This is a genomic window from Curtobacterium sp. SL109 (assembly GCF_026672405.1).
Lineage (GTDB): Bacteria > Actinomycetota > Actinomycetes > Actinomycetales > Microbacteriaceae > Curtobacterium.
In genome coordinates this window covers 1069562-1089315 of the sequence record NZ_JAPPRB010000002.1, presented here as the reverse complement: position 1 = coordinate 1089315, position 19754 = coordinate 1069562, and the positions used below count along the sequence as shown (strand labels likewise).

The following is a 19754-nucleotide window of genomic DNA, read 5'->3' as shown; positions in this document are numbered from 1 at the left end:
GCCCCGCCCCGCGTCCCGACACCGCCGAGATCGCACTCCGCGTCGCCTCCCCGGGCACGCACCCGACAGAACGTGCGCTCTCACCGGTCACGACACCCCGCTCACGTCCGCCGAGCGGTCACCACCCGTCGCTCCCGCGCCGTCCCACCGACGCTCCGTGACCACTGGCCGCCACCCCGCCGGGGTGTCCCGACCACTCGCGCCGCCCGCCGGCACCGGACCGCACCGGCCTGGAGGCTCCCACCGGCCCCGCCCCGAGCCTCCCGTCCGCCCCGCCCCCGTCCACGTCCCGCCCCCGCCGAGATCGCACTCCGTGTCGCCTCCCCGGGCTCGCACCCGACAGAACGTGCGATCTCACCGGCCAGCCCGGGCCGGCGCCCCGGCCACGCCGGGCGCCACCTACGGGTGCAGCAGCGCGGCGATGAGCACCAGGACGGGCACCGCGCCGATCGTCGAGATGAGCACCACGTCCCGCGCGACCGGGACCGCGGCGTCGTAGCGCTGCGCGTAGTTGAAGACGTTCTGCGCCGCGGGCAGCGCCCCGAGCGTCGTCAGGACGAACACCTGCTGGTCGCCCAGCCCGAACACGAACCGGGCGAACACGTAGGCCACGGCGGGCATCACCAGGAGCTTCACGGCCGACGCCACGATCACGTCCGTCCGGATCGACGGGTCGCGGAGCGGGGCCGACCCGTGCAGGCTCATGCCGAACGACAGCAGCACGACCGGCACGGCGGCGGCCCCGACGAGCGCGAAGGGCTCGAGCACCGGGTCCGGCAGCCGGACGTGCAGCGCCGAGCACAGCAGCCCGAGGAGCGACGCGATGATGAGCGGGTTCGTGACGGGCCCGAGGAGCCGGCGCCGCCACCCGCCCCCGGACGCCGTCGCCGCGTCGAGGATCGTCAGCGCGACCGGGGCGAGCAGGACCAGCTGCAGCAGGATCACGGGCACGACGGCGGTGGCCTGCCCGAGGACGTACACGGCGACCGGCAGCCCGATGTTGTTCGCGTTGACGTAGCTCGACGCCAGCGCGCCGACCGTCGTCACCGTGAGCGACCGCCGCAGGACCAGGCCGAACACGAGCGCTGCCCCGATGGCGACGGTGACGGCGCTGAACAGCGACACCCAGAGCATCGGCGACACCAGCGACGCGATGTCCGCGGTCGCGATGGTGTGGAACAGCAGGCACGGCATGAGGACGAAGAACGCCAGTCGGCTCATCACGAACTGGGCGTGCGGTCCGAGCAACCCGACGCGCCCGACGACGTACCCGGCCGCGATGATCGCGCCGATGATCGCGAAGCCGATCAGAACGCCACCCATCGCCCCCATCCTGGCAGGTGTCGAAGCCCGACAGCACCGCTCGCGCCGTGTGTCATCCGTGGTGTCACCGGGATCCGGGTCACGAGTCGGAAATGCGGACGCATCGACCGCCGTTGTGCTGAGCATGACCGATGCCGCGACCACGCTCTCCCGTTCCACCGACTCGAGCCAGCCCCTCGTCCCGCTGCTCGAGGAGCGGTGGAGCCCGCGCTCCTACGACGAGACCGCGACGATCTCGGACGACCAGCTCGACGCCGTCCTCGAGGCCGCGCGCTGGGCCGCCTCCGCCCAGAACCTGCAGCCCCGCCGCTTCATCGCCGGCCGCCGCGGCACCGAGACGTTCCGGACGATCAACGAGCACCTGCTCGGCTTCAACCAGACCTGGGCCCACCGGTCGAGCGTCCTGGTGGTCGGCGTGCTCGAGACGGCCTCAGAGGACGGCGACGCCCGCCCGTTCGCGCAGTACGACCTCGGGCAGTCGCTCGCCGCCCTGACGGTGCAGGCGCACGCCGAGGGGCTCCACGTGCACCAGATGGCCGGCATCGACGCCCAGGGCCTGCGCGCGGCGTTCGACCTGCCGGAGCGCTTCCAGCCGTTCACGGTGACGGCGATCGGCACGGTCGCCCACCCGTCGCAGCTCGACGAGAAGGCCGCCGCGCGTGAGGTGGCTCCCCGTACCCGCCTGCCGCTCGACGAGGTCGTCCTCGTCAAGGAGTGAGCGCCGGGGCGCTCGGGCCCAGCCGACCGGCTTCCCGCAAGGACCGGCGTGACCCCGCACCCGTCCGGCTGCGGGGACATGTCGCATGACACAATCGGGTCCATGACCGCACCACGCCTCGTCGCCTTCGATCTGGACGACACCCTCGCCCCGTCGAAGTCCTCGCTCGACCCCCGCATGCTCGAGACCTTCGCCGCGCTGCTCGAGACGGTCCCCGTCGCCGTGATCTCCGGCGGCAACTTCCAGCAGTTCGAGCAGCAGCTGGTCACCCCGCTCAGCCAGCGCACCGGCCTGACCCTCGACGACCTGCACCTGCTGCCCACCTGCGGCACGCGGTACTACCGCTGGGCCGGGGACGACTGGGCGCTGCAGTACGCCGAGGACCTCACCGACGACGAGAAGGCCCGCGCCCTCGCCGCCGTCGAGGCCGTCGCGAAGGACGCCGGCTACTGGGAGTCCGAGACCTGGGGCGACATCCTCGAGGACCGCGGCTCCCAGATCACCTTCTCGGCGCTCGGCCAGGCCGCCCCGGTCGACGTCAAGAAGCAGTGGGACCCGACCGGTGCGAAGAAGGACGACCTGCGCCGCCGCGTGCAGGCCGAACTCCCCGACCTCGAGGTCCGCTCCGGCGGCTCGACCAGCGTCGACATCACCCGCAAGGGCATCGACAAGGCCTACGGCATGCAGCGCCTCGCCGAGATCACCGGCGTCGCGCTCGACGACATGCTCTTCGTCGGCGACCGGCTCGACCCCGAGGGCAACGACTACCCCGTCAAGGCCCTCGGCGTCCCCTGCCACGCGGTGGAGGGCTGGGAGGACACCGATGCGTTCCTCACCGAGCTGATCCCGACGCTCCGGGTCGCGTCCGTCTGACCGTCGCGTCCACCCGGCCGGGAGGCCCGGCCCGGCTCCGTCAGGGCAGGCTGCGGACGGCCTCGACGAACGCCCGGATCTTGGCGGCGTCCTTGACGCCGCGCTCGGACTCGACGCCGCTCGACACGTCGACGCCGTCCGGGTCGAGGCTCTCGACCGCGGCGACGACGTTGGCGGGGGTGAGCCCGCCCGCGAGGATCCATGCCTCGTCGATGCCGTCCGCCAGCGTCGCGGGGTCGATGAGCCGCCCGCTGCCAGGTACGGCGGCGTCGAGCAGCAGCAGGTCGTGGTCGTACGCGGCACGCTGTTCAGGGGTCTCGGCGAGGTAGTCCTCGGCAGCGACGGCCCGGATCGTGAAGAAGCCGGCGTCCCGGGCGCGGGCGAAGTCCGTCGCGGACTCCTTGCCGTGCAGCTGCAGCGTCGTCAGGCCCACGGCCGAGGCGATCCCGACGATCTCGTCGATCTCCTGGTCGCGGAACACCCCGACGGCGTCGACCCCGTCGGGCACCCGCTCGACGAGCTCCTTCGCCCGGTCAGCGGTGACGGTCCGGGGGCTGCCGGCGGCGAAGACGAACCCGACGGCGTCGGCACCGGCGTCGACGGCGACGTCCACGGTCTCCGGCGTCGACAAGCCGCAGATCTTGATCCATCGCTGGTCGCTCATGCCCTCCATCCTGCCCGAAACGACCGACGGACGGGCAGTGCCGGCTCAACCCTGCGCGTCGTCGACATCCTGGGCGAGCAGGGCCGCCGTGAGCTTGTCGAGCGCGGGGGCCGTCCGCGCGAGCACCGCCCGCTCCTCCGGGGTGAGCGCCGACTCGGCCGCCGCGAGCACCCGGGTGGCACGACGGGTCCGTGACTCGGCGATCACGGCCGTCCCGGCGGGGGTCAGGGAGACCAGGACCCCGCGGGCGTCCGACGGGTCCGGTGCCCGCGCGACGAGCCCCTGGGCCTCCAGGTCGGCGACCGTCACCCGCATGCTCTGGTGCCGCACGCGTCGCAGCCGTGCCAGCGTCGCGATGCTGTGGGCGCCGTCCCGCGCGAGGAAGCCGAGCGCCTCGATCTGCCCCTCCGGCGTGGTCTCGGACCGGCGGATCGCGCGCACGCTGTCGCCGATCGCCCGTCGCAGCGCGTTCGCGTCGTCGAGCGTGAAGGCGTCGTCGAGGGTGAACGCGTCGTCCTGGTCGCGGGAGGCCATGACCGAACTGTACAGGCAGGCTGTACACTCCGGAGCATGCAGCTGACGAAGCACACCCACGCCACCGTCGTCCTCCGTGACGGCGACCGCTCCCTCGTGATCGACCCGGGCGCCTACACGCCGAACTCCGCCGACCTCGTCGCCGGCACCGCCGCCGTCCTCGTGACGCACGACCACCCCGACCACTTCGACGCCGACGTCCTGACCGCCGCCCTAGACGCCCAGCCCGAGCTGCACGTCTGGGCACCGGCCGACGTCGTCACCGCGCTCGGCGAGCACGACGGCCGCGTCACGGCGGTCGCCCCCGGCGACACGATCGACGCCGGTGGCTTCGCCGTGCAGGTCCACGGCGGCGACCACGCCGTGATCCACGCCGACCTGCCCGCGATGAGCAACGTCGGCTACCTGGTCGACGGCCGCGTCTTCCACCCGGGCGACTCCTACTCGGTGCCCGACACCGCGGTCGAGACGCTGCTCGTGCCGACCTCCGGCCCGTGGGCCAAGCTCAGCGAGCTCGTCGACTTCATCCGTGCGGTCAAGCCGACCCGCGCGGTGCAGATCCACGACCTGATGCTCAGCGAGGCCGGCCGCGGCATGTTCGCCCAGTACAGCGGTCAGCTCACCGGCATCGAGCTCGTCACCCTGTCGGACGGCGACTCGCTGGAGGTCTGACCCGCCCAGACCGTCGCTGCCGCCCGGGGGTCAGTGCAGCGTGCCCGCGACGTAGCTCAGCGCGCACGCGAGCAGCACCCCGGCGGCCGCGACGGTCCCGGTCGCGATGTTGCGTCGACGCCAGCGGTTGACCGCCTCGAACGTGCCACGTCGTGCGTGCCGGTGCGCCGCCCGGTGCATGCGGTGGTCCCGCTTGTGCGCCAGCCGCTCCGGGCCGAGCGGCACGGGCCCGGTGACCTGCATGGAGCCCCCACGGAGCGCGCGGGCCACGGCGACGGCGGTCGGACGGCGAGCCGGGTCGCGGTCGGTCATCCGGAGCAGCAGGTCCTGCCAGTCGCGACCGACCTCGTCCGGGATCTCCGGGCTGCGACGCAGTCGCGCGAGCGCCGCCTCGATGAGCGTGCCGGAGTACTCCTGCTTGCCGGTCAGGGCCTCGAGCAGCACCAGTCCGAGCGAGTACACGTCGGTGGCGTAGCTGATCGGCTCCCCGGCCACCTGCTCGGGGCTCAGGTACGCGGCCGTGCCGATCACGGTGCCGTCGTTCGTCAGGCGCGAGCCGTCGACGAAGTGCGCGACACCGAAGTCCGTGAGCTTGACCGTCCGGGCGAACCCGGAGGAACCCTCGTCGCTGATCAGGATGTTGGCGGGCTTGACGTCGCGGTGCACGATCCCGCGGGAGTGCACGTACGCCAGGGCATCGGCGAGCTGGGCACCGAGGTCGGCCGCCTCGTAGTTGTGGAGCGCGCCCTCGGCCAGGCGGCGGAGCAGCGTCGTGTCGGCGATGAGCTCCATCACGATGAACCGGTGGGGTCCGTCGGGGAACTCGTGCGTGCCGGCGTCGTAGAGCGGGATGAGCCCCGGGTGCGACAACATGCTGAGCAGCCGGATCTCGCGCTCCTGGCGGACCCGGTCGGCCGTCGTCATCGAGTGCGGCGTCGCGAAGAGCTTCACGGCGACCAGACGGTAGGTGTGCTCGTCGCGGGCCTCGTAGACCGACCCCATGCCCCCGGTGCCGATGAGGCGCGCCAACCGGTAGCGTCCGGAGAGCACCGTCTCCGTGCGGGTGTTGTCGACGAGTGACATCAGGGTGGTTCGATCCTTCGGGGAGCCATCGGGGGCGAGCGTTGCTCGTGCGCGACTCGAACGCAACGGTACGCGCCGTGTCCTCGATCCGGGTCGACGTTATGACATCGTGACGCGCCCGACATCCCTGGAACCACGCGGATCGGCGGGGTCTACCGTCTCGGGGTACAGGCCGCGGACCGGACGCGAACTGGACACGACGGAAGGGAACAGGCGATGGCACTGTCGAAGGGCGACGAGGTCCACTGGAACACCTCGCAGGGGAAGACGACCGGCAAGCTCGTCGAGCAGCGCACGAGTGACTTCGAGTTCGACGGTCAGCACTTCAAGCCGACGGACGACGACCCGTACTGGATCATCGAGTCGGAGAAGTCGGGCAAGCAGGCGGCGCACAAGGAGTCGGCGCTCACCAAGGCCTGAACGGACATCCCCGAGCCGGTCAGTCCCCGGTCGTCTCCGCACGACGACGACCGTGGACGCCGGCGGCGGGGGTCTGCCCCTGCGCGGAACGCTCGGCGCGCTCGGCACGAACACGGCGGACCCGGCGCACCACGAACACGACGACGACCACGACGATCGCCGCGTACATCGCCCGGTCGATCCACTCCGTGTAGCCCTCGACCTTGTCGTACTGGGTGCCGAGTGCCGCGCCGCCGAGCACGAGCACGCTGTTCCACAGGCCCGAACCCAGGATCGTGAACAGCGAGAACGACGCCAGGTTCATCCGGTCGGCGCCGGCGGGCAGCGAGATCAGGCTCCGGACGATCGGGACCAGGCGACCGAACAGCACGGCACTGCGGCCGTGGCGGTGGAACCAGGCGGCGGCCTTGCGGAAGTCGTCCTCGTCGACGAGCGGCAGCTTCCCGAGCCAGCGGACCGTGCGCTCGAAGCCGATCACCCGACCGAGCCAGTACAGGACGAGTGCCCCGACGTAGGACCCGAGGGTCGCGAGGACCAGGACGAGCACCAGGTTCATGCGACCGGCACCGGCGAGGAACCCCGCCAGCGGCAGGATGACCTCGGACGGGATCGGCGGGAAGACCGTCTCGACGAAGAGCATCAGCGCGACGCCCCACTCCCCGAGCGCCTCGATGAGCCGCAGCACCATCCCGGACAGCCCGCCCATGTCGGCGTCCGGGGACGAGGAAGCGGCGCGGGTGGCGGTCGTCAGAACGGCGGTCGTCATCCCGCGATCATCCCTGAACACCCTGACAGGTGCCGGAGTGCGCCGCCCGGCTCCTTCAGCCCAGGCCCATGTGGGATGCCCGCACGTGCGTGAGCGACCGCGCGAGCGCTCCCCGGGCCACGGCGTCCCGACCGACGGACGACGGCACGATCGACACCGGGTGCCGCAGCAGCGGCGTGACGGCGTCGGCGAGTGCCGCGCAGAACACCTCGGCTGCCGGCAGGACCTCGCCCCCGACCACCACGACCTCCGGGTCGAGCGTCGCGACGAGCTGCGCCACCCCCGGTGCGACGTCCTCGGCGAGCGCCCGGACGGCGTCCTGGGCGGCAGCGTCGCCCTGCCCCGCCGCCAGGATGACGGACTCGACGTCCGCGCCGGACGGGATCCGGGCCTCCAGTCTGGTCGGCGCCTCCGGCCACCCGGTCGATGCCAGACCGCCCATCTCCCCCGCCGCGCCCTGGGCGCCACGCGCCAGCGTGCCCTCGACCAGGAAGGCGGCGCCGATCTGACGGCCCATCACGAGGTAGAGGCCGTCGCGGACCCCGTGCAGGCCACCCCACATCGTCTCGGCCGTCGCGGCGAGCTTGGCGTCGTTGTCGAAGAACGTGACCGCACTCGGCAGCAGCTCCTGGATGCGTCCCGGGACCCGGCGCTCGACCCACTCGGGCACCGCGACCGTGTAGTCGATCTCGCCGCTGCGGTCCACGACCGCCGGGACACCGAACGTGGCGGCCAGCAGCCGGTCCTGGTCCACGTGCTCCGTCAGCCGGTGGACGACGTCCTGCACGCTCGACCATGCCTGGTCGGCGGATGCGAGGTCCGTGTAGACCTCCTCCACCCGGGCGAGCTCGTCCCCACGGAGGTCGGCGAGCACGCCGACGATGCCGTGCAGCCCGAGGTCCACCCCGAGCACCGATCCCGCTCCGGCGTCGGCCCGGAAGCGCTTGGCCCGTCGGCCCGCCTTGTTCGGCGTCGCGATCGCGTCGGCCTCGCGCACCCAGCCGGCGGCCACCAGGTCGGCGAGGGCTGCCTCGACCGTCGGGCGGGACAGCCCGACCCGGCGGCTCAGCTCGGTGACGGTGGACGAGGAGTCGTCGCGGAACAGCTCGTCGAGGAGCGCGCGGGAGTTCAGGAGCCGGAGGGTCGCGGGCGAGCTCCCGTCGACCCCGCTCGGGATCGTTGACAGGGTCTCGCTCACGGCCATAGCCTCCACATTACGAAAGATCATTGAGGAATGGTGGACGCCGACATGCTCATCCCCCGCCCGCGCCTGTCGACACCCGGTGTCGGCTCGTTCGAGATCACCCCGTCGACCCGCATCGCCGCCGATGCGCCGAGCGAGCCGGTCCGACTGTACCTCCAGCAGACCCTGCGGGGCTCGACCGGCCTGCCGGTCCGTGATGCCGACCGATCGGAGGACGCGGGCATCTCCCTCCGCGTGGACGAGTCGGACGACACCCTCCTCGCCGGGCCCGGCGACGACCGCGCCGAGTCCTTCCGCCTGACCGTCGACGGCGACCACGTCGAGGTCGTCGGCGGTGGCCCCGCAGGCGTCTTCTACGGGGTCCAGGCGGTCCTGCAGCTCCTCCCCGCCGACGTGTACCGGAAGGGCCGCGTCGGCACCGGCCCGTGGACGATCCCGGCGCAACAGGTCGAGGACGCCCCCGCCTTCGCCTGGCGCGGCGTGATGCTCGACGTCGCCCGGCACTTCCGCACGAAGGCCGAGGTCCTCCGGGTCATCGACCAGCTCGCGGCACACCGGGTCAACCGCCTGCACTTCCACCTCACCGAGGACCAGGGCTGGCGCATCGAGATCCGGAAGTACCCGCGGCTCACCGAGATCGGGTCGTGGCGTGCCGAGTCGCAGGTCGGCGCGCACGTCGAGGGCCCGGACGGCATCCTCCGACCGGACGGTTTCGACGGCCGACCGCACGGCGGGTACTACACGCAGGACGACATCCGCGAGATCGTCGCCTACGCCAGCGACCGGTTCGTGACCGTCGTCCCCGAGATCGAGACCCCCGGGCACGTGCGCGCCGCCCTGGCCGCCTACCCGGAACTCGGCGTCCACCCGGAGTCCCCGGTCGACGTGTGGACCGAGTGGGGGATCGCGGACGACGTCCTGAACGCCGACGACGCCACCATCTCCTTCTTCAAGGACGTCCTCGACGAGGTCGTCGAGCTGTTCCCGAGCGCCTACATCGGCATCGGCGGCGACGAGTGCCCGAAGGTGCAGTGGGAGACCGACCCCCGCACGCAGGAGCGCATCCGCGAGCTGGGCCTGGCCGACGAGGAGCAGCTGCAGGCCTGGATCATCGGCCAGCTCGCCGCGCACGTCGAGTCACACGGCCGTCGCGCCTTCGGGTGGGACGAGATCCTCGAGGGCGGCACGCTCTCCCCCTCCGCCACCGTGCTGTCCTGGCGCGGGCTGCAGGGTGCCGTCACGGCTGCGCGCCGCGGGCACGACGTCATCTCCGTGCCGGACGACCAGGCCTACCTGGACTACCGGCAGAGCGACCTGCCGAACGAGCCGATCCCGGTGTCGATCGTGCTCACCGTCGACGACGTCTTCGCGTTCGACCCGGTACCCACATCGCTGACCGAGGCCGAGCGTGCCCACGTCATCGGCGGCCAGGGCAACATGTGGACCGAGCACGTGGACACCGTCCGCAAGCTCGACTACCAGCTCTTCCCCCGCGTCGCCGCCCTGGCCGAGGCCCTCTGGTCCGCGGACGTCGCCGGACCCCGCGACCTGGACGACTTCCGCGGACGGCTCGTGGAGCACCTCGCCCGGCTCGAGGCCATGGGCATCGAGTACCGCCACGAGGCCGGTCCCTTCCCGTGGCAGGAACGCCCCGGCGTCCCGGGCCGTCCGCACTCCCGCGAGGAGCGCGCCGCCTACATCGACGCGGTCACGGCCAACATCGCCGACTGACCGCCGGCGGCCCTGGCGGCCCTGGCAGGCCGCTCCCCCGTCGAGGGAGACGCCAGGACGACGCCGGGACGGCGCCCGGGACGGGACCCCGGACGGGACCCCAGACGGACGGGAGGCTCGGTGCCAGCTGGCACCGAGCCTCCCGTCCGTCGGACCGAGCAGCCCTACGCAGCCACCGGCGCCCGCTGCCCGACGGTCTCACCGGCCACGGCCGCCTGGCCGGCAGCAGCAGCCTCGGCACCGTCGGCGTCCGCCGCCGGAGCCCGACGCACCCACTTCTTCAGCGCGACCAGCACGAGCGCCGACACGACGGTACCGGTCAGGATCGCGAGGACGAACATCCAGATGCCCCCGATCGCGAAGAACACGAAGATCCCACCGTGCGGCGCACGCGAGGTGACCCCGGCGGCCATCGTGATCGCTCCCGTGACCGCGGCACCGACCATCGACGCCGGGATGACCCGCAGCGGGTCGGCCGCGGCGAAGGGGATCGCGCCCTCGGAGATGAACGACGCACCGAGCAGCCACGCGGCCTTGCCGTTCTCCCGCTCGGGCTTCGTGAACCCCTTCCGGTACAGCACGGTCGAGGCGAGCGCCAGGGCCAGCGGCGGCACCATGCCAGCGGCCATCACCGCGGCCATGATCTCGAACGGCACGACGTTCGTCGCGGTGCCGGCACCCAGCCCGGCGACGGCGAACGCGTACGCCACCTTGTTCACCGGACCGCCGAGGTCGAACGCCATCATCAGGCCGAGGATGATCCCGAGCAGCACCGCCGAGGCGCCGGACAGCGAGTTGAGGAACTCGGTCAGCTGGGTCATCAGCCACGCGATCGGCCCACCGAGCACGAGCAGCATGAGCCCGGAGGCGATGATCGACGCGAACAGCGGGATGATCACGACCGGCATCAGGCCACGCAGCCAGCGCCAGGTCGGGATGCGCCCGATCCAGTACGCGGCGGCACCGGCGATGAGACCGCCGACCAGACCGCCGAGGAACCCGGCGTTCATGAAGACGGCGATCGACCCGGCGACGAAGCCCGGCGCGATGCCGGGCCGGTCGGCGATGGCGTACGCGATGTACCCGGCGAGCGCGGCGACGAGGAACCCGAGCGACACGGAGCCGATCTGGAACGCAGCGGCGCCGAGGTAGTACCCGAGGCCCTGCGGCGGCAGGTCGACGAGCGTGAAGTTCGTCAGCGTGAACACGGCGTTGTTCTGGCCGGAGTCGCCGTGCGTCAGCGCGATGCCGTACCCGGCGAGCAGGAAGCCGAGCGCGATGAGCAGCCCGCCGCCCGCGACGAACGGGATCATGTAGGAGACGCCGGTGAGCAGCCAGCGCTTCAGCGACTGCCCGAAGTGCTCGTTGGACGCGGTGCTCGTGCCGGTCTCGGCCGCGGAGCCGGAGACCCGGGCGGCGTTGGGGTCGTCGGCCGCGCGGAGTGCCTCGGCGATCATCGCGTCGGGCTCGTCCACGCCGCGCTTGACCGGGCCGGAGACCAGCGGCTTGCCGGCGAACCGGGAGCGGTCGCGCACGTCGACGTCGACGGCGAAGACCACGGCGTCGGCGCGGGCGATGAGCGCCGGGTCGAGCGGCTCGACCTGGGACGAGCCCTGCGTCTCGACGTGCATCTCGGCACCCGCGCGCTGCGCAGCGGCCACGAGTGCGTCGGCGGCCATGTAGGTGTGCGCGATGCCGGTCGGGCAGGCGGTCACACCCACGATGACCTTCCGGCCGGCGGCTGGTGCCGTGGTCGGGGCGGCCGGACTGGAGGCTCGGGGTGCGCCCGTCACGCCGGCGTCGGCGACCTCGCCGGTCACCTCGCGGTCGACCAGGTCGACGATCCCCTGCTGGGTGGTCGCGGCGCGGAGGGCAGCGGTGAAGTCCTCGCGGATGAGGGCACGGGCGAGGGTCGAGAGGACCGTGAGGTGGTCCTTGTCGGCGCCCTCGGGCACGGCGATCATGAAGACCAGGTCGGCGTCGCCGTCGGGTGCACCGAACGGCACGGTCCTGGCCAGGCGGGACATCGCGAGCGTCGGCTCGGTGACCGAGGCCGACCGGGCGTGCGGGATCGCGATGCCACCGGGGACGCCGGTGCCGACGGAGGCCTCGCGCTTGATGGCGTCGGCGGCGAGGGACTCGCCCGAGGCCGCGCGGCCGCTGGCGGCGACGCGGTCGGCGAGGACGCGGATGACGTCGGCCGAGGTGGCTCCGAGGTCTTCGTCGAGGCCGACGAGGGGGACGCTGATGAGTCCCGGACTCGTGGTTCGCTCAGCGGTCATGGTGTGCTCCTTTGCAGTGACGCGAGTGGCGTTGCGGTGGGGGTGCTGTTCGTGTCGGTGGGGGTGCGCCGGACGACGACGATCGCGTCCGGGTCGGTGTGGTCGAGGGCGGGGACGTCACTGCCGGGCAGTGCGGCCGCGGCGGCTCCCGTGGCGACGGCCTGCGCCAACCGCCGTTCGGGCGGTGCCCCGGCGACCTCGGCGAGGAGGTACCCCGCGAGGGCGGAGTCGCCGGCACCGACGGTCGAGCGGGCGACGATGCGCGGGGCCGTCGCGGCGAAGACCCCGTCGGGGCCGACGAGGACGGCGCCCGCGCTGCCGAGCGTCAGCAGCACGGTGTCGACCCCGCGTGCCCGGAGCCGCTCGGCCGCGGCCGCCGCCAGGTCGAGGTCCCGCTCGTAGGCGTCGGGGTCCCCGCCGACGACCTCGGCGAGCTCCTCGGCGTTCGGCTTGAGCAGGTCGAGCCGCTCCCCGGACTGCAGGAGCGCGGTGAACGGGACGCCGGACGAGTCGACCGCGATCCGGACCGCGTCGCCGTGGCGGGCACGGACAGCGCGGACCAGGACGGCGAGGGCGTCGTCGGGCAGCCCCGGCGGCAGCGACCCGGCGATGACGACCCAGCGGGCGCGGGGGCCGGTCGCGGTGGCGTCGGCCGTGTCCGCGACGAGGGCGGCCAGGTCGTCGAGGCGTCCGGCGAGCGAGGGGCCCGGCTCGTTGAGCTTCGTCGTGGTGCCGGTCGGCTCCGTGACGGTGACGTTGGACCGGAGCGGGGCGCCGATCGGCAGCGCTGCCGTCGGGATGCCGCGGGTGGCGAGGCCGAGCAGCACGGGGTCGAGGTCGTCCCCGGGCAGCACGGCCACGGTGTCCCCGCCACTGGCGACGACGACCCGTGAGACGTTGACGCCCTTGCCGCCGGGCTCGGCCGTCGACCGGGTCGCCCGCTGCACGGCCCCGCGCTGTAGTTCGCCGGCGAGCTCGATGGTGCGGTCGAGGGAGGGGTTCGGCGTGACGGTGACGATGCGGGTGCTCATGCGACGACGACCTCGACGTCGGACTCGGCGAGCGCCCCGGCCAGGTCGGCGGGCGGCTGCTGGTCGGTGACGAGCGTGTCGATCTCGTCGAGGCGGGCGAACCGCATGAGCGCCTCGACGCCGTGCTTGGCCGCGTCGGCGAGCACCACGCTGCGACGGGCGGCCAGCACGTAGGCGCCCTTCACCGCCGCCTCGTACTCGTCGGGGGTGCTGAGACCGAACCCGGCGGACAGGCCGTTCGTGCCGACGAAGGCGATGTCCGGGCGGAGCGCGCCGATCTGCTGCACGGTGGCGGTGCCGACCGCGGCGCTCGTGACCCCGCGGACGCGCCCACCGAGCAGGTGCAGCTCGACGTTCGCGGAGTGCTGCAGGGTGGCGGCGATGGGGACCGAGTTGGTCACGACGGTGATGGTGGCGCCGGCCTCGGCGGGCTCCCACCGTGCCAGTTCGGACGCGACGGCGGCGCAGGTGGTCCCCGCGTCGAGGGCGATCGAGCCGGTGAACGTCGGCGGGACCAGGCGCATCGCGGCCCGGGCGATCGCGGACTTGGCGGAGCCGTGCTGGCCCTCGCGCTCGGCGACGCTGAGCTCGACGACGCTCGAACGCCCGACGGGGACCGCTCCCCCGTGCACGCGGCGGAGGACCCCGGCGGTCTCGAGCAGGTCGAGGTCGCGGCGGACCGTCTCGGTGGTGACGTCGAAGTGCTCGGCGAGGTCGGCGACGGAGACCCGGCCGGCGTCCTGCAGGGCGGCGGCGATGGCGTCGTGGCGCTCCGTTGCGTACATGCCCGAACTCCTTCGTTCCCGTTGGTTTTGAGCACATTACGACAGGAACCCACACAAACACAACACTTGGTTCCCGACATGTGGACAAGTCGCGGGCTGACACCTGGTACTCCAGTATCGGAGGATGATCCGCAGCACGGGGGCACGCCGGCAACGGCCAGACATCCAGGGGCTCCGCGCGGTCGCCGTCCTCGGCGTCGTGCTCTTCCACGCGGGCGCGTCAGCAGTCCAGGGCGGGTTCGTCGGCGTCGACGTGTTCTTCGTCATCTCGGGGTACCTGATCACCGGCAACCTGCTGCGCGACCACGCGGTCCACGGCCGCATCCGGCTCGTCGTGTTCTTCCGACGCCGCCTCGCCCGGCTCGCTCCCGCGGCGACGGTCACCGTCGCGGCGACCGTCCTCGCCGTCCACGTCCTGCTGCCCCCGCTCGACCGGGTCGCGGCCCGCGTCGATGCGCTCGCGGCGGTGGTCGGGGCCGAGAACCTCCGACTGGCACGCGCCGGCACCGACTACCTCGCCGACCACGCGGCAGGGCCCTTCCAGCAGTTCTGGTCGCTCGGCGTCGAGGAACAGTTCTACGTCGTGTGGGCGCTGCTCCTCGCCGGTGTCGTCGCCGTGCCCGCGCTCCGACGTCACGCGTTGGCGCTGACGACCGTGCTCTGGGCGCTCAGCGTCGGAGCCACCCTCATCGGGAGCACCGTCAGCGGACCGTGGACCTTCTTCGGCGTGCACACCCGCGCCTGGGAGTTCGGGGTCGGCGCGCTCGCGGCCATCGCGGCCGTCCGCGGACGCCGTCGAGCCCTCCGGTGCCCTCGGCTCGTCCGACGAGCCGCCGCCCCGGTCGGCCTGGGCCTGGTCGTGACGGCATCCGTCCTGTTCGACGCGAGCACGCCGTTCCCCGGGCCCCTCACGGTCGTCCCCGTCGCGGGCGCCCTGCTCGTCGTCCTGCCCGGCGACGACGACCCGGTCCGCCGGGCCCTGGCGTGGGGACCGATGCGGTGGGTCGGCGACCGGTCGTACTCGATGTACCTCTGGCACTGGCCGGTGCTCGTCGTCCCCGCCCTCGCCCTCGACCGACCGCTCGGCCCGGCCGAGACCATCGCCGCACTCGCCGTCACCGTGGTGCTCACCTGGGGCGGGCACGCGCTCGTCGAGACACGGATGTCGAACTGGGCGCGCCGAGACGGCACCCGGTCGCTCGTGGTGGTGGCCGGGGTCGTGGCCACCGCGGTCCTCGTCGTCCCCGCGACCGCGCTCCCGCCGCTCCGCAGCACCGTGGCAGCGCCGTCGGCGACCCCGGCGGCGGTCCTCCGTGGTCCATGGGCGCCGCGGACGGTGCCGGCGAACCTCACGCCGGGCATCGCCGACGCAGCTGCCGACCTGCCGCCCGTCTACCGAGACGGTTGCCACGGCGACTTCGCGACCCTGTCGACGAATGCCTGCCGGTACGGGGCGGGCCAGCGGAGCGTGGTCCTCTTCGGCGACTCGCACGCCGCGCAGTGGACGTCACCGCTCGCGACCGTCGCCGGACGGCACGACGCTGCCCTCGTCACCATGACCAAGTCGTCGTGCCCGAGCGCGGACCTGTCCGTGCGTGCGCAGGAACTCGGACGGAGCTACCGCGAGTGCGACGTCTGGCGACGCGATGCGTTCAGGCGGCTCGAGCGGATGCGACCCGACCTCGTGGTCCTCGCTGACGCCGCGAACGGGTACCGGTCCGACGCCGACGCGGCCACCTGGCGCGATGCCGTCGCACGGACGATCGCGCGGATCACGGCGACGGGGGCCGAGGTCGTGGTCATCGGTGACACGCCTGTGTGGGGGCAGACCCCCGGCCGGTGCCTCTCCGCATCGATCGAGGACGTCGCCGCCTGCGCCGAACCGGTGCGGGACCTGACCGACACGGCACGCTCGGCAGCGCAGGCGGCCGCCGCGGCCGCGGCTGGCGTCCCCGTCGTCGACCCGGTGCCGTGGACCTGCCAGGACCGCTGCGCACCGGTGCTGTGGGACGTCCTGGTCTACCGCGACACGAACCACCTGACCGACACGATGGCCCGTGCCCTGACGCCGAGGATGGACGCCGCCCTCGGCCCGGTGCTCGACCGCATCGACGACCGCTGAGAGCACCCGACGTGCTACCCCTTCACGGCACCGGCCGTCATGCCCGTGACCAGGCGGCGCTGCACGATGAGGAAGAAGACGACGACGGGGAGCGAGAACAGCACGCTCGCGGCCATCAGTCCGCCGAAGTCCGTGCCCTTGTTCGTCGAGAAGCCCGCCAGCCAGACCGGCAGCGTGTACATCGCCTGGTCCTTGAGCATCACGTACGCCGTCAGGTAGTCGTTCCACGCCGCGATGAACGCGAAGACGCTCGTGGCGATGACCCCCGGCATGACGAGTGGCAGCAGCACGCTCCACATGATCCGGAACGTCCCGGCGCCGTCGGTCTTCGCCGCCTCCTCGATCTCGACCGGCACCGCGACGAAGAACCCGCGCATCACCCAGATCGAGAAGGGCAGCACGCTCGCGACGTACGCCAGGATCAGCCCGAGGTAGCTGTTGAGCAGCCCGAGCGACTGGAACGACAGGAACAGCGGGATGAGCAGGGCGCCGGACGGGATCATCTGCACGAACAGGATCCCGACCAGGATCGCCCGACGCCCGCGGAACCGGAACCGCGAGAGCGCCGCCGACGCCAGGAACCCGACGACGATCGACAGCAGCACGGCCGCCACCACGACGATCGCGGAGTTCCGCAGGTACCCGAGGAAGTCCTCCTGCGTCAGCGCGCGGGTGAAGTTCTCGATCGTCGGGCGCAGCGGGAACCAGATCGGGGTCATCGTGGTGACCTCGTCCGCCGGCTTGAAGGCGGTGTTCACCATCCAGTAGATCGGGAAGACCCACACCAGGCAGAACAGCACCGCCAGGGTGTTGGCGAGCACCCGCGGACGCTTGCGGCGGCTCCGGACGACGGGACGTGCCTCGGTGCTGGTCACAGGTCCTCCTCCCCGCTGCGGACGAGCCGGCGGATGTAGTAGCTGGAGAGCACGCCGAGGATGACGGTCGAGATGACCGCGATCGCCGCGCCCTGCCCGTAGGCGTTGGAGACGAACGACTTCACGAAGGTCCAGATGCCGAGCGTCAGGGTGGCGTCCTCGGGACCGCCGCGGGTGAGCAACCAGATCTGGTTGAACACGTTGAAGTCCCAGATCACCGACAGGATCGTCACGAGCAGCAGGGTCGGTGCGAGCGCGGGCAGCGTGATCGCCCGGTACATCGCCCACGTGGTGGCGCCGTCGAGCGAGCCGGCCTCGTAGTACTCCGGCGCGATCTGCGACTGGGCGGCGTACAGCGTCAGCGCGACGAACGGCACGGCCTGCCAGATCACGAGCGTCAGCACGATCGTGTACGCCTGCGCCGGGTGTGACGCCCAGTTGTCCTGCGTGTGGTCGCCGAACACCCGCATCTGCGTGACGACCCAGTTGAGCACGCCGTAGAACGGCTGGAACAGCCACTGCCAGACCAGGCTCGAGGCGACGTTCGGCATCGCCCAGGCCAGCACGAGCACCACGCTCACGACCGTGCGCATCACGACACCGAGCCGCGTGAGCAGCTGCGACACCGCCATCCCGATCAGCAGCGTGCCGAGCACCATCGCCGCGGTGACGACGATCGTCCGCAGGATGACCGGCCAGAAGCTCGCGTCGGTGAGCACGTTCGTGTAGTTCGTGACCCCGGCGAACCCCGCCTGCCCGGTGAAGATCGCGCGCAGGCCGTACTCCTGGAAGGAGATGACGACGAGCCGGACCAGCGGGTAGACGACGAGTGCGAGCAGGATCACGGCGGCCGGGGCCAGGAGCACCAGCGGTGCCCGCGACGCCGTGACCGGACGCCGCCGGCCGGGCCCCGGGCGTCCGAGTCGACCCGGACGCCCCGTGCGGCCCGGACGCCCGGAGCGTCCGGTGTCGGGACCGGCAGCGACATCGGCAGCAGCGGCGTCAGCGCCGGCGACCGGCCCGGCAGCTGCCGGACCGGTCGCCGTGTCAGCGGTCGAGGTCATCGACTACAGACTCGCGTTGAGCGCCGAGGTGAGGTGCTTCGAGAAGTCCTTCGCCGACTCCTCCGCCGTCTTCCGGCCGGTCGCCACGTCGGCGAACATCGACTGGAAGCTCGCGTCGCCCTCGATCGTCGACCAGCCCGGGGTCGCCGGGGTCGGACGGCTCGTCGAGGCGGCCTCGAAGTACGGCTTGTGCAACGTGTCGACGTCACCGGCGACCGCCGAGAGCAGCTGCGTGGAGTTCGGCTCCCAGCCGTCCACCCCGAAGACCTGGTCCTGCTGGAACTTCTTCGAGGTCAGGATCTTCAGGTAGTAGAGCGCCAGGTCCTGGTTCGCCGACTTCGCCGGGATGCCGAGGTCCGAGCCACCGAGGAACACGGGCTGCGTCCCCGATCCGGACACGGACGGCATCGGGAACGTGCCGATCTGGTCCTTCAGCTCCGGCTTGGCGGTGGTGATCGAGCCGATCTCCCACGCCGACCCGAGGAACGCCGAGGTGTTGCCCTGCGCGAAGATGTCCGACTGCGCCGGCTTGTCCGTGTTGATGTCCTGCGTCGACGTCGCCGAGTACGCGTTCTGGAACTGCTTCCAGGCGTCCAGGCCCTTGACGGCCTTGGCGGAGTCGAGCGTGCCGGTCCACTTCCCGCCCTTCTCCGTCGCGATCTGCCCGCCGGCGTCCCACACCCACTGCAGCCCGCCGTACCAGTACTGGCCGGGCATGTAGAACGCGGAGAAGTCGCTGCGCGTGTTCGCGCCCTTGACCTTGTCGAGGTCGGCGGTGAGCTCCTCGTACGTCGTCGGTGCCGCGGTGACGCCCGCGTCCGCCCAGACCTCCTTGTTGTAGATGACCGCACGGTTGCCGGCGAAGAGCGGTGCGCCGTAGAGCTTGCCGTCGACGGTGGCGGGGCCCTCGAGCCCGGAGAGCCACTCCTGACCGCCCTTGAGCTCCGACTTGTACGGCGTCAGGTCCTTGAGTCCACCCGTCGCCGCGTACACCGGCACCTGGGTGTTGCCGAGGTCGACGACGTCGGGGGCGTCCGACTGGGCCAGTGCGGTGGTCAGCTTCGTGGTGATGCCGTCCCACTGCTGGGTCTGCAGCTTCACCTTCGCTCCGGTGGCCTTGGTGAACTGCGTCTGGGCGGCGTCGAGCACCTTCTCGCTGAGGTCGCCGTTCATCATCCAGACGGTGATGGTCTTGCCCTTCCCATCGGGTGTGCCGATGGACTTCGTGCCGCTGTCGGAAGCGCCGTTGCTCCCTGCGGAGCACCCGGTGAGGGCGAGCGCGGCCGCCAGGCCGAGCGCACCGAGTGCAGTGAATCGCGTGCGTGTCACGTTGACTCCCTAGGTCCGGCCTTTATGAAAGGTCGTTGCGTATTCCGCAATAGAAGACCCTGGGACGCCCTGTGTCAACCGTTGGATCGGTCCCTGTGGACACCCGTGATCCGCGTGTTTCCGGGGGATCACGGATGGCGAACGAATCGCGACCGATGCTTGACGAACTGGTCATGACCACCGATCATCCGCAGTGCACCTCGGGGTCCGGACCAGGACCGCCTGGAGGCCCGGTGCCGGTCTCGCAGACCGGCACCGGGCCTCCAGGCGGTGGAGTG

At 72.1% G+C, this 19754-nt stretch carries 18 protein-coding genes; 6 read left to right on the top strand and 12 right to left on the bottom strand.

What is annotated here, in order from left to right; all coding sequences use genetic code 11:
• Positions 1 to 399: 399 nt before the first annotated feature.
• Positions 400 to 1323 (bottom strand): AEC family transporter, encoded by a 924-nt coding sequence (locus tag OVA28_RS06670; RefSeq protein WP_268096275.1) that lies wholly within the window; start codon positions 1321 to 1323, stop codon positions 400 to 402.
• Between the two features lie 124 nt (positions 1324 to 1447).
• On the opposite strand from OVA28_RS06670, the gene OVA28_RS06665 reads away from it, so the two are divergent.
• A complete protein-coding gene (locus OVA28_RS06665; protein ID WP_194660009.1) occupies positions 1448 to 2041 on the top strand; it encodes a nitroreductase family protein in 594 nt (197 codons plus the stop codon).
• A 102-nt stretch (positions 2042 to 2143) separates the two neighbouring features.
• A complete protein-coding gene (locus OVA28_RS06660; RefSeq protein ID WP_268096274.1) occupies positions 2144 to 2914 on the top strand; it encodes an HAD-IIB family hydrolase in 771 nt (256 codons plus the stop codon).
• Positions 2915 to 2954: 40 nt separating this feature from the next.
• Here the strand turns inward: OVA28_RS06660 and OVA28_RS06655 are convergent, their stop codons facing one another.
• Both OVA28_RS06655 and OVA28_RS06650 read right to left on the bottom strand, forming a co-directional pair.
• The gene (locus tag OVA28_RS06655) at positions 2955 to 3578 is read right to left on the bottom strand and encodes a phosphoribosylanthranilate isomerase (protein WP_194660007.1); all 624 of its coding nucleotides are present in this window, start codon (positions 3576 to 3578) and stop codon (positions 2955 to 2957) included.
• A 45-nt stretch (positions 3579 to 3623) separates the two neighbouring features.
• Positions 3624 to 4112, bottom strand: coding sequence for a MarR family winged helix-turn-helix transcriptional regulator (locus OVA28_RS06650; RefSeq protein ID WP_268096273.1), 489 nt, complete (start codon positions 4110 to 4112; stop codon positions 3624 to 3626).
• 36 nt (positions 4113 to 4148) lie between these two features.
• On the opposite strand from OVA28_RS06650, the gene OVA28_RS06645 reads away from it, so the two are divergent.
• Entirely contained in the window at positions 4149 to 4784 is a 636-nt protein-coding gene (locus OVA28_RS06645) for an MBL fold metallo-hydrolase (protein WP_194660005.1), read from the top strand.
• Between the two features lie 30 nt (positions 4785 to 4814).
• Here OVA28_RS06645 and OVA28_RS06640 read toward each other — a convergent pair whose 3' ends face one another.
• A complete protein-coding gene (locus OVA28_RS06640) occupies positions 4815 to 5867 on the bottom strand; it encodes a serine/threonine-protein kinase (RefSeq protein ID WP_071279724.1) in 1053 nt (350 codons plus the stop codon).
• Between the two features lie 216 nt (positions 5868 to 6083).
• Between OVA28_RS06640 and OVA28_RS06635 the strand changes: the two genes are divergently transcribed.
• Positions 6084 to 6287 (top strand): DUF2945 domain-containing protein, encoded by a 204-nt coding sequence (locus OVA28_RS06635; protein ID WP_194660004.1) that lies wholly within the window; start codon positions 6084 to 6086, stop codon positions 6285 to 6287.
• 19 nt (positions 6288 to 6306) lie between these two features.
• Here the strand turns inward: OVA28_RS06635 and OVA28_RS06630 are convergent, their stop codons facing one another.
• Positions 6307 to 7053 carry a DedA family protein gene (locus OVA28_RS06630; RefSeq protein WP_268096272.1) on the bottom strand — a complete coding sequence of 249 codons (747 nt, stop codon included), beginning with the start codon at positions 7051 to 7053 and terminating at the stop codon, positions 6307 to 6309.
• Positions 7054 to 7108: 55 nt separating this feature from the next.
• Entirely contained in the window at positions 7109 to 8251 is a 1143-nt protein-coding gene (locus tag OVA28_RS06625; RefSeq protein WP_268096270.1) for an ROK family transcriptional regulator, read from the bottom strand.
• Between the two features lie 36 nt (positions 8252 to 8287).
• Here OVA28_RS06625 and OVA28_RS06620 point away from each other — a divergent pair, with 36 nt between their 5' ends.
• On the top strand, positions 8288 to 9988 hold the full coding sequence (locus tag OVA28_RS06620) for a beta-N-acetylhexosaminidase (protein ID WP_268096269.1): 1701 nt from the start codon (positions 8288 to 8290) through the stop codon (positions 9986 to 9988).
• 164 nt (positions 9989 to 10152) lie between these two features.
• Here OVA28_RS06620 and OVA28_RS06615 read toward each other — a convergent pair whose 3' ends face one another.
• From OVA28_RS06615 to OVA28_RS06605, 3 genes are read right to left on the bottom strand one after another with little or no spacing between them, the layout of a single operon-like run.
• A complete protein-coding gene (locus OVA28_RS06615) occupies positions 10153 to 12270 on the bottom strand; it encodes a PTS fructose transporter subunit IIABC (protein ID WP_268096268.1) in 2118 nt (705 codons plus the stop codon).
• A complete protein-coding gene (locus tag OVA28_RS06610; protein ID WP_268096266.1) occupies positions 12267 to 13301 on the bottom strand; it encodes a 1-phosphofructokinase family hexose kinase in 1035 nt (344 codons plus the stop codon). Before OVA28_RS06610 ends, OVA28_RS06615 begins: the two co-directional genes overlap by 4 nt.
• Entirely contained in the window at positions 13298 to 14086 is a 789-nt protein-coding gene (locus tag OVA28_RS06605) for a DeoR/GlpR family DNA-binding transcription regulator (protein WP_194659998.1), read from the bottom strand. The genes OVA28_RS06610 and OVA28_RS06605 overlap by 4 nt, the downstream gene beginning before the upstream one ends.
• Positions 14087 to 14210: 124 nt before the next feature.
• Here OVA28_RS06605 and OVA28_RS06600 point away from each other — a divergent pair, with 124 nt between their 5' ends.
• Positions 14211 to 16208 carry an acyltransferase family protein gene (locus OVA28_RS06600; RefSeq protein ID WP_268096265.1) on the top strand — a complete coding sequence of 666 codons (1998 nt, stop codon included), beginning with the start codon at positions 14211 to 14213 and terminating at the stop codon, positions 16206 to 16208.
• A gap of 14 nt (positions 16209 to 16222) precedes the next feature.
• On the opposite strand, the gene OVA28_RS06595 is transcribed toward OVA28_RS06600, so the two are convergent.
• From OVA28_RS06595 to OVA28_RS06585, 3 genes are read right to left on the bottom strand one after another with little or no spacing between them, the layout of a single operon-like run.
• Positions 16223 to 17083 carry a carbohydrate ABC transporter permease gene (locus OVA28_RS06595; protein WP_268096264.1) on the bottom strand — a complete coding sequence of 287 codons (861 nt, stop codon included), beginning with the start codon at positions 17081 to 17083 and terminating at the stop codon, positions 16223 to 16225.
• Complete coding sequence (locus tag OVA28_RS06590; RefSeq protein WP_268096263.1) at positions 17080 to 18147, bottom strand: carbohydrate ABC transporter permease; 1068 nt, start codon at positions 18145 to 18147, stop codon at positions 17080 to 17082. Before OVA28_RS06590 ends, OVA28_RS06595 begins: the two co-directional genes overlap by 4 nt.
• A gap of 3 nt (positions 18148 to 18150) precedes the next feature.
• Complete coding sequence (locus OVA28_RS06585) at positions 18151 to 19476, bottom strand: sugar ABC transporter substrate-binding protein (protein ID WP_268096262.1); 1326 nt, start codon at positions 19474 to 19476, stop codon at positions 18151 to 18153.
• Positions 19477 to 19754 lie beyond the last annotated feature (278 nt).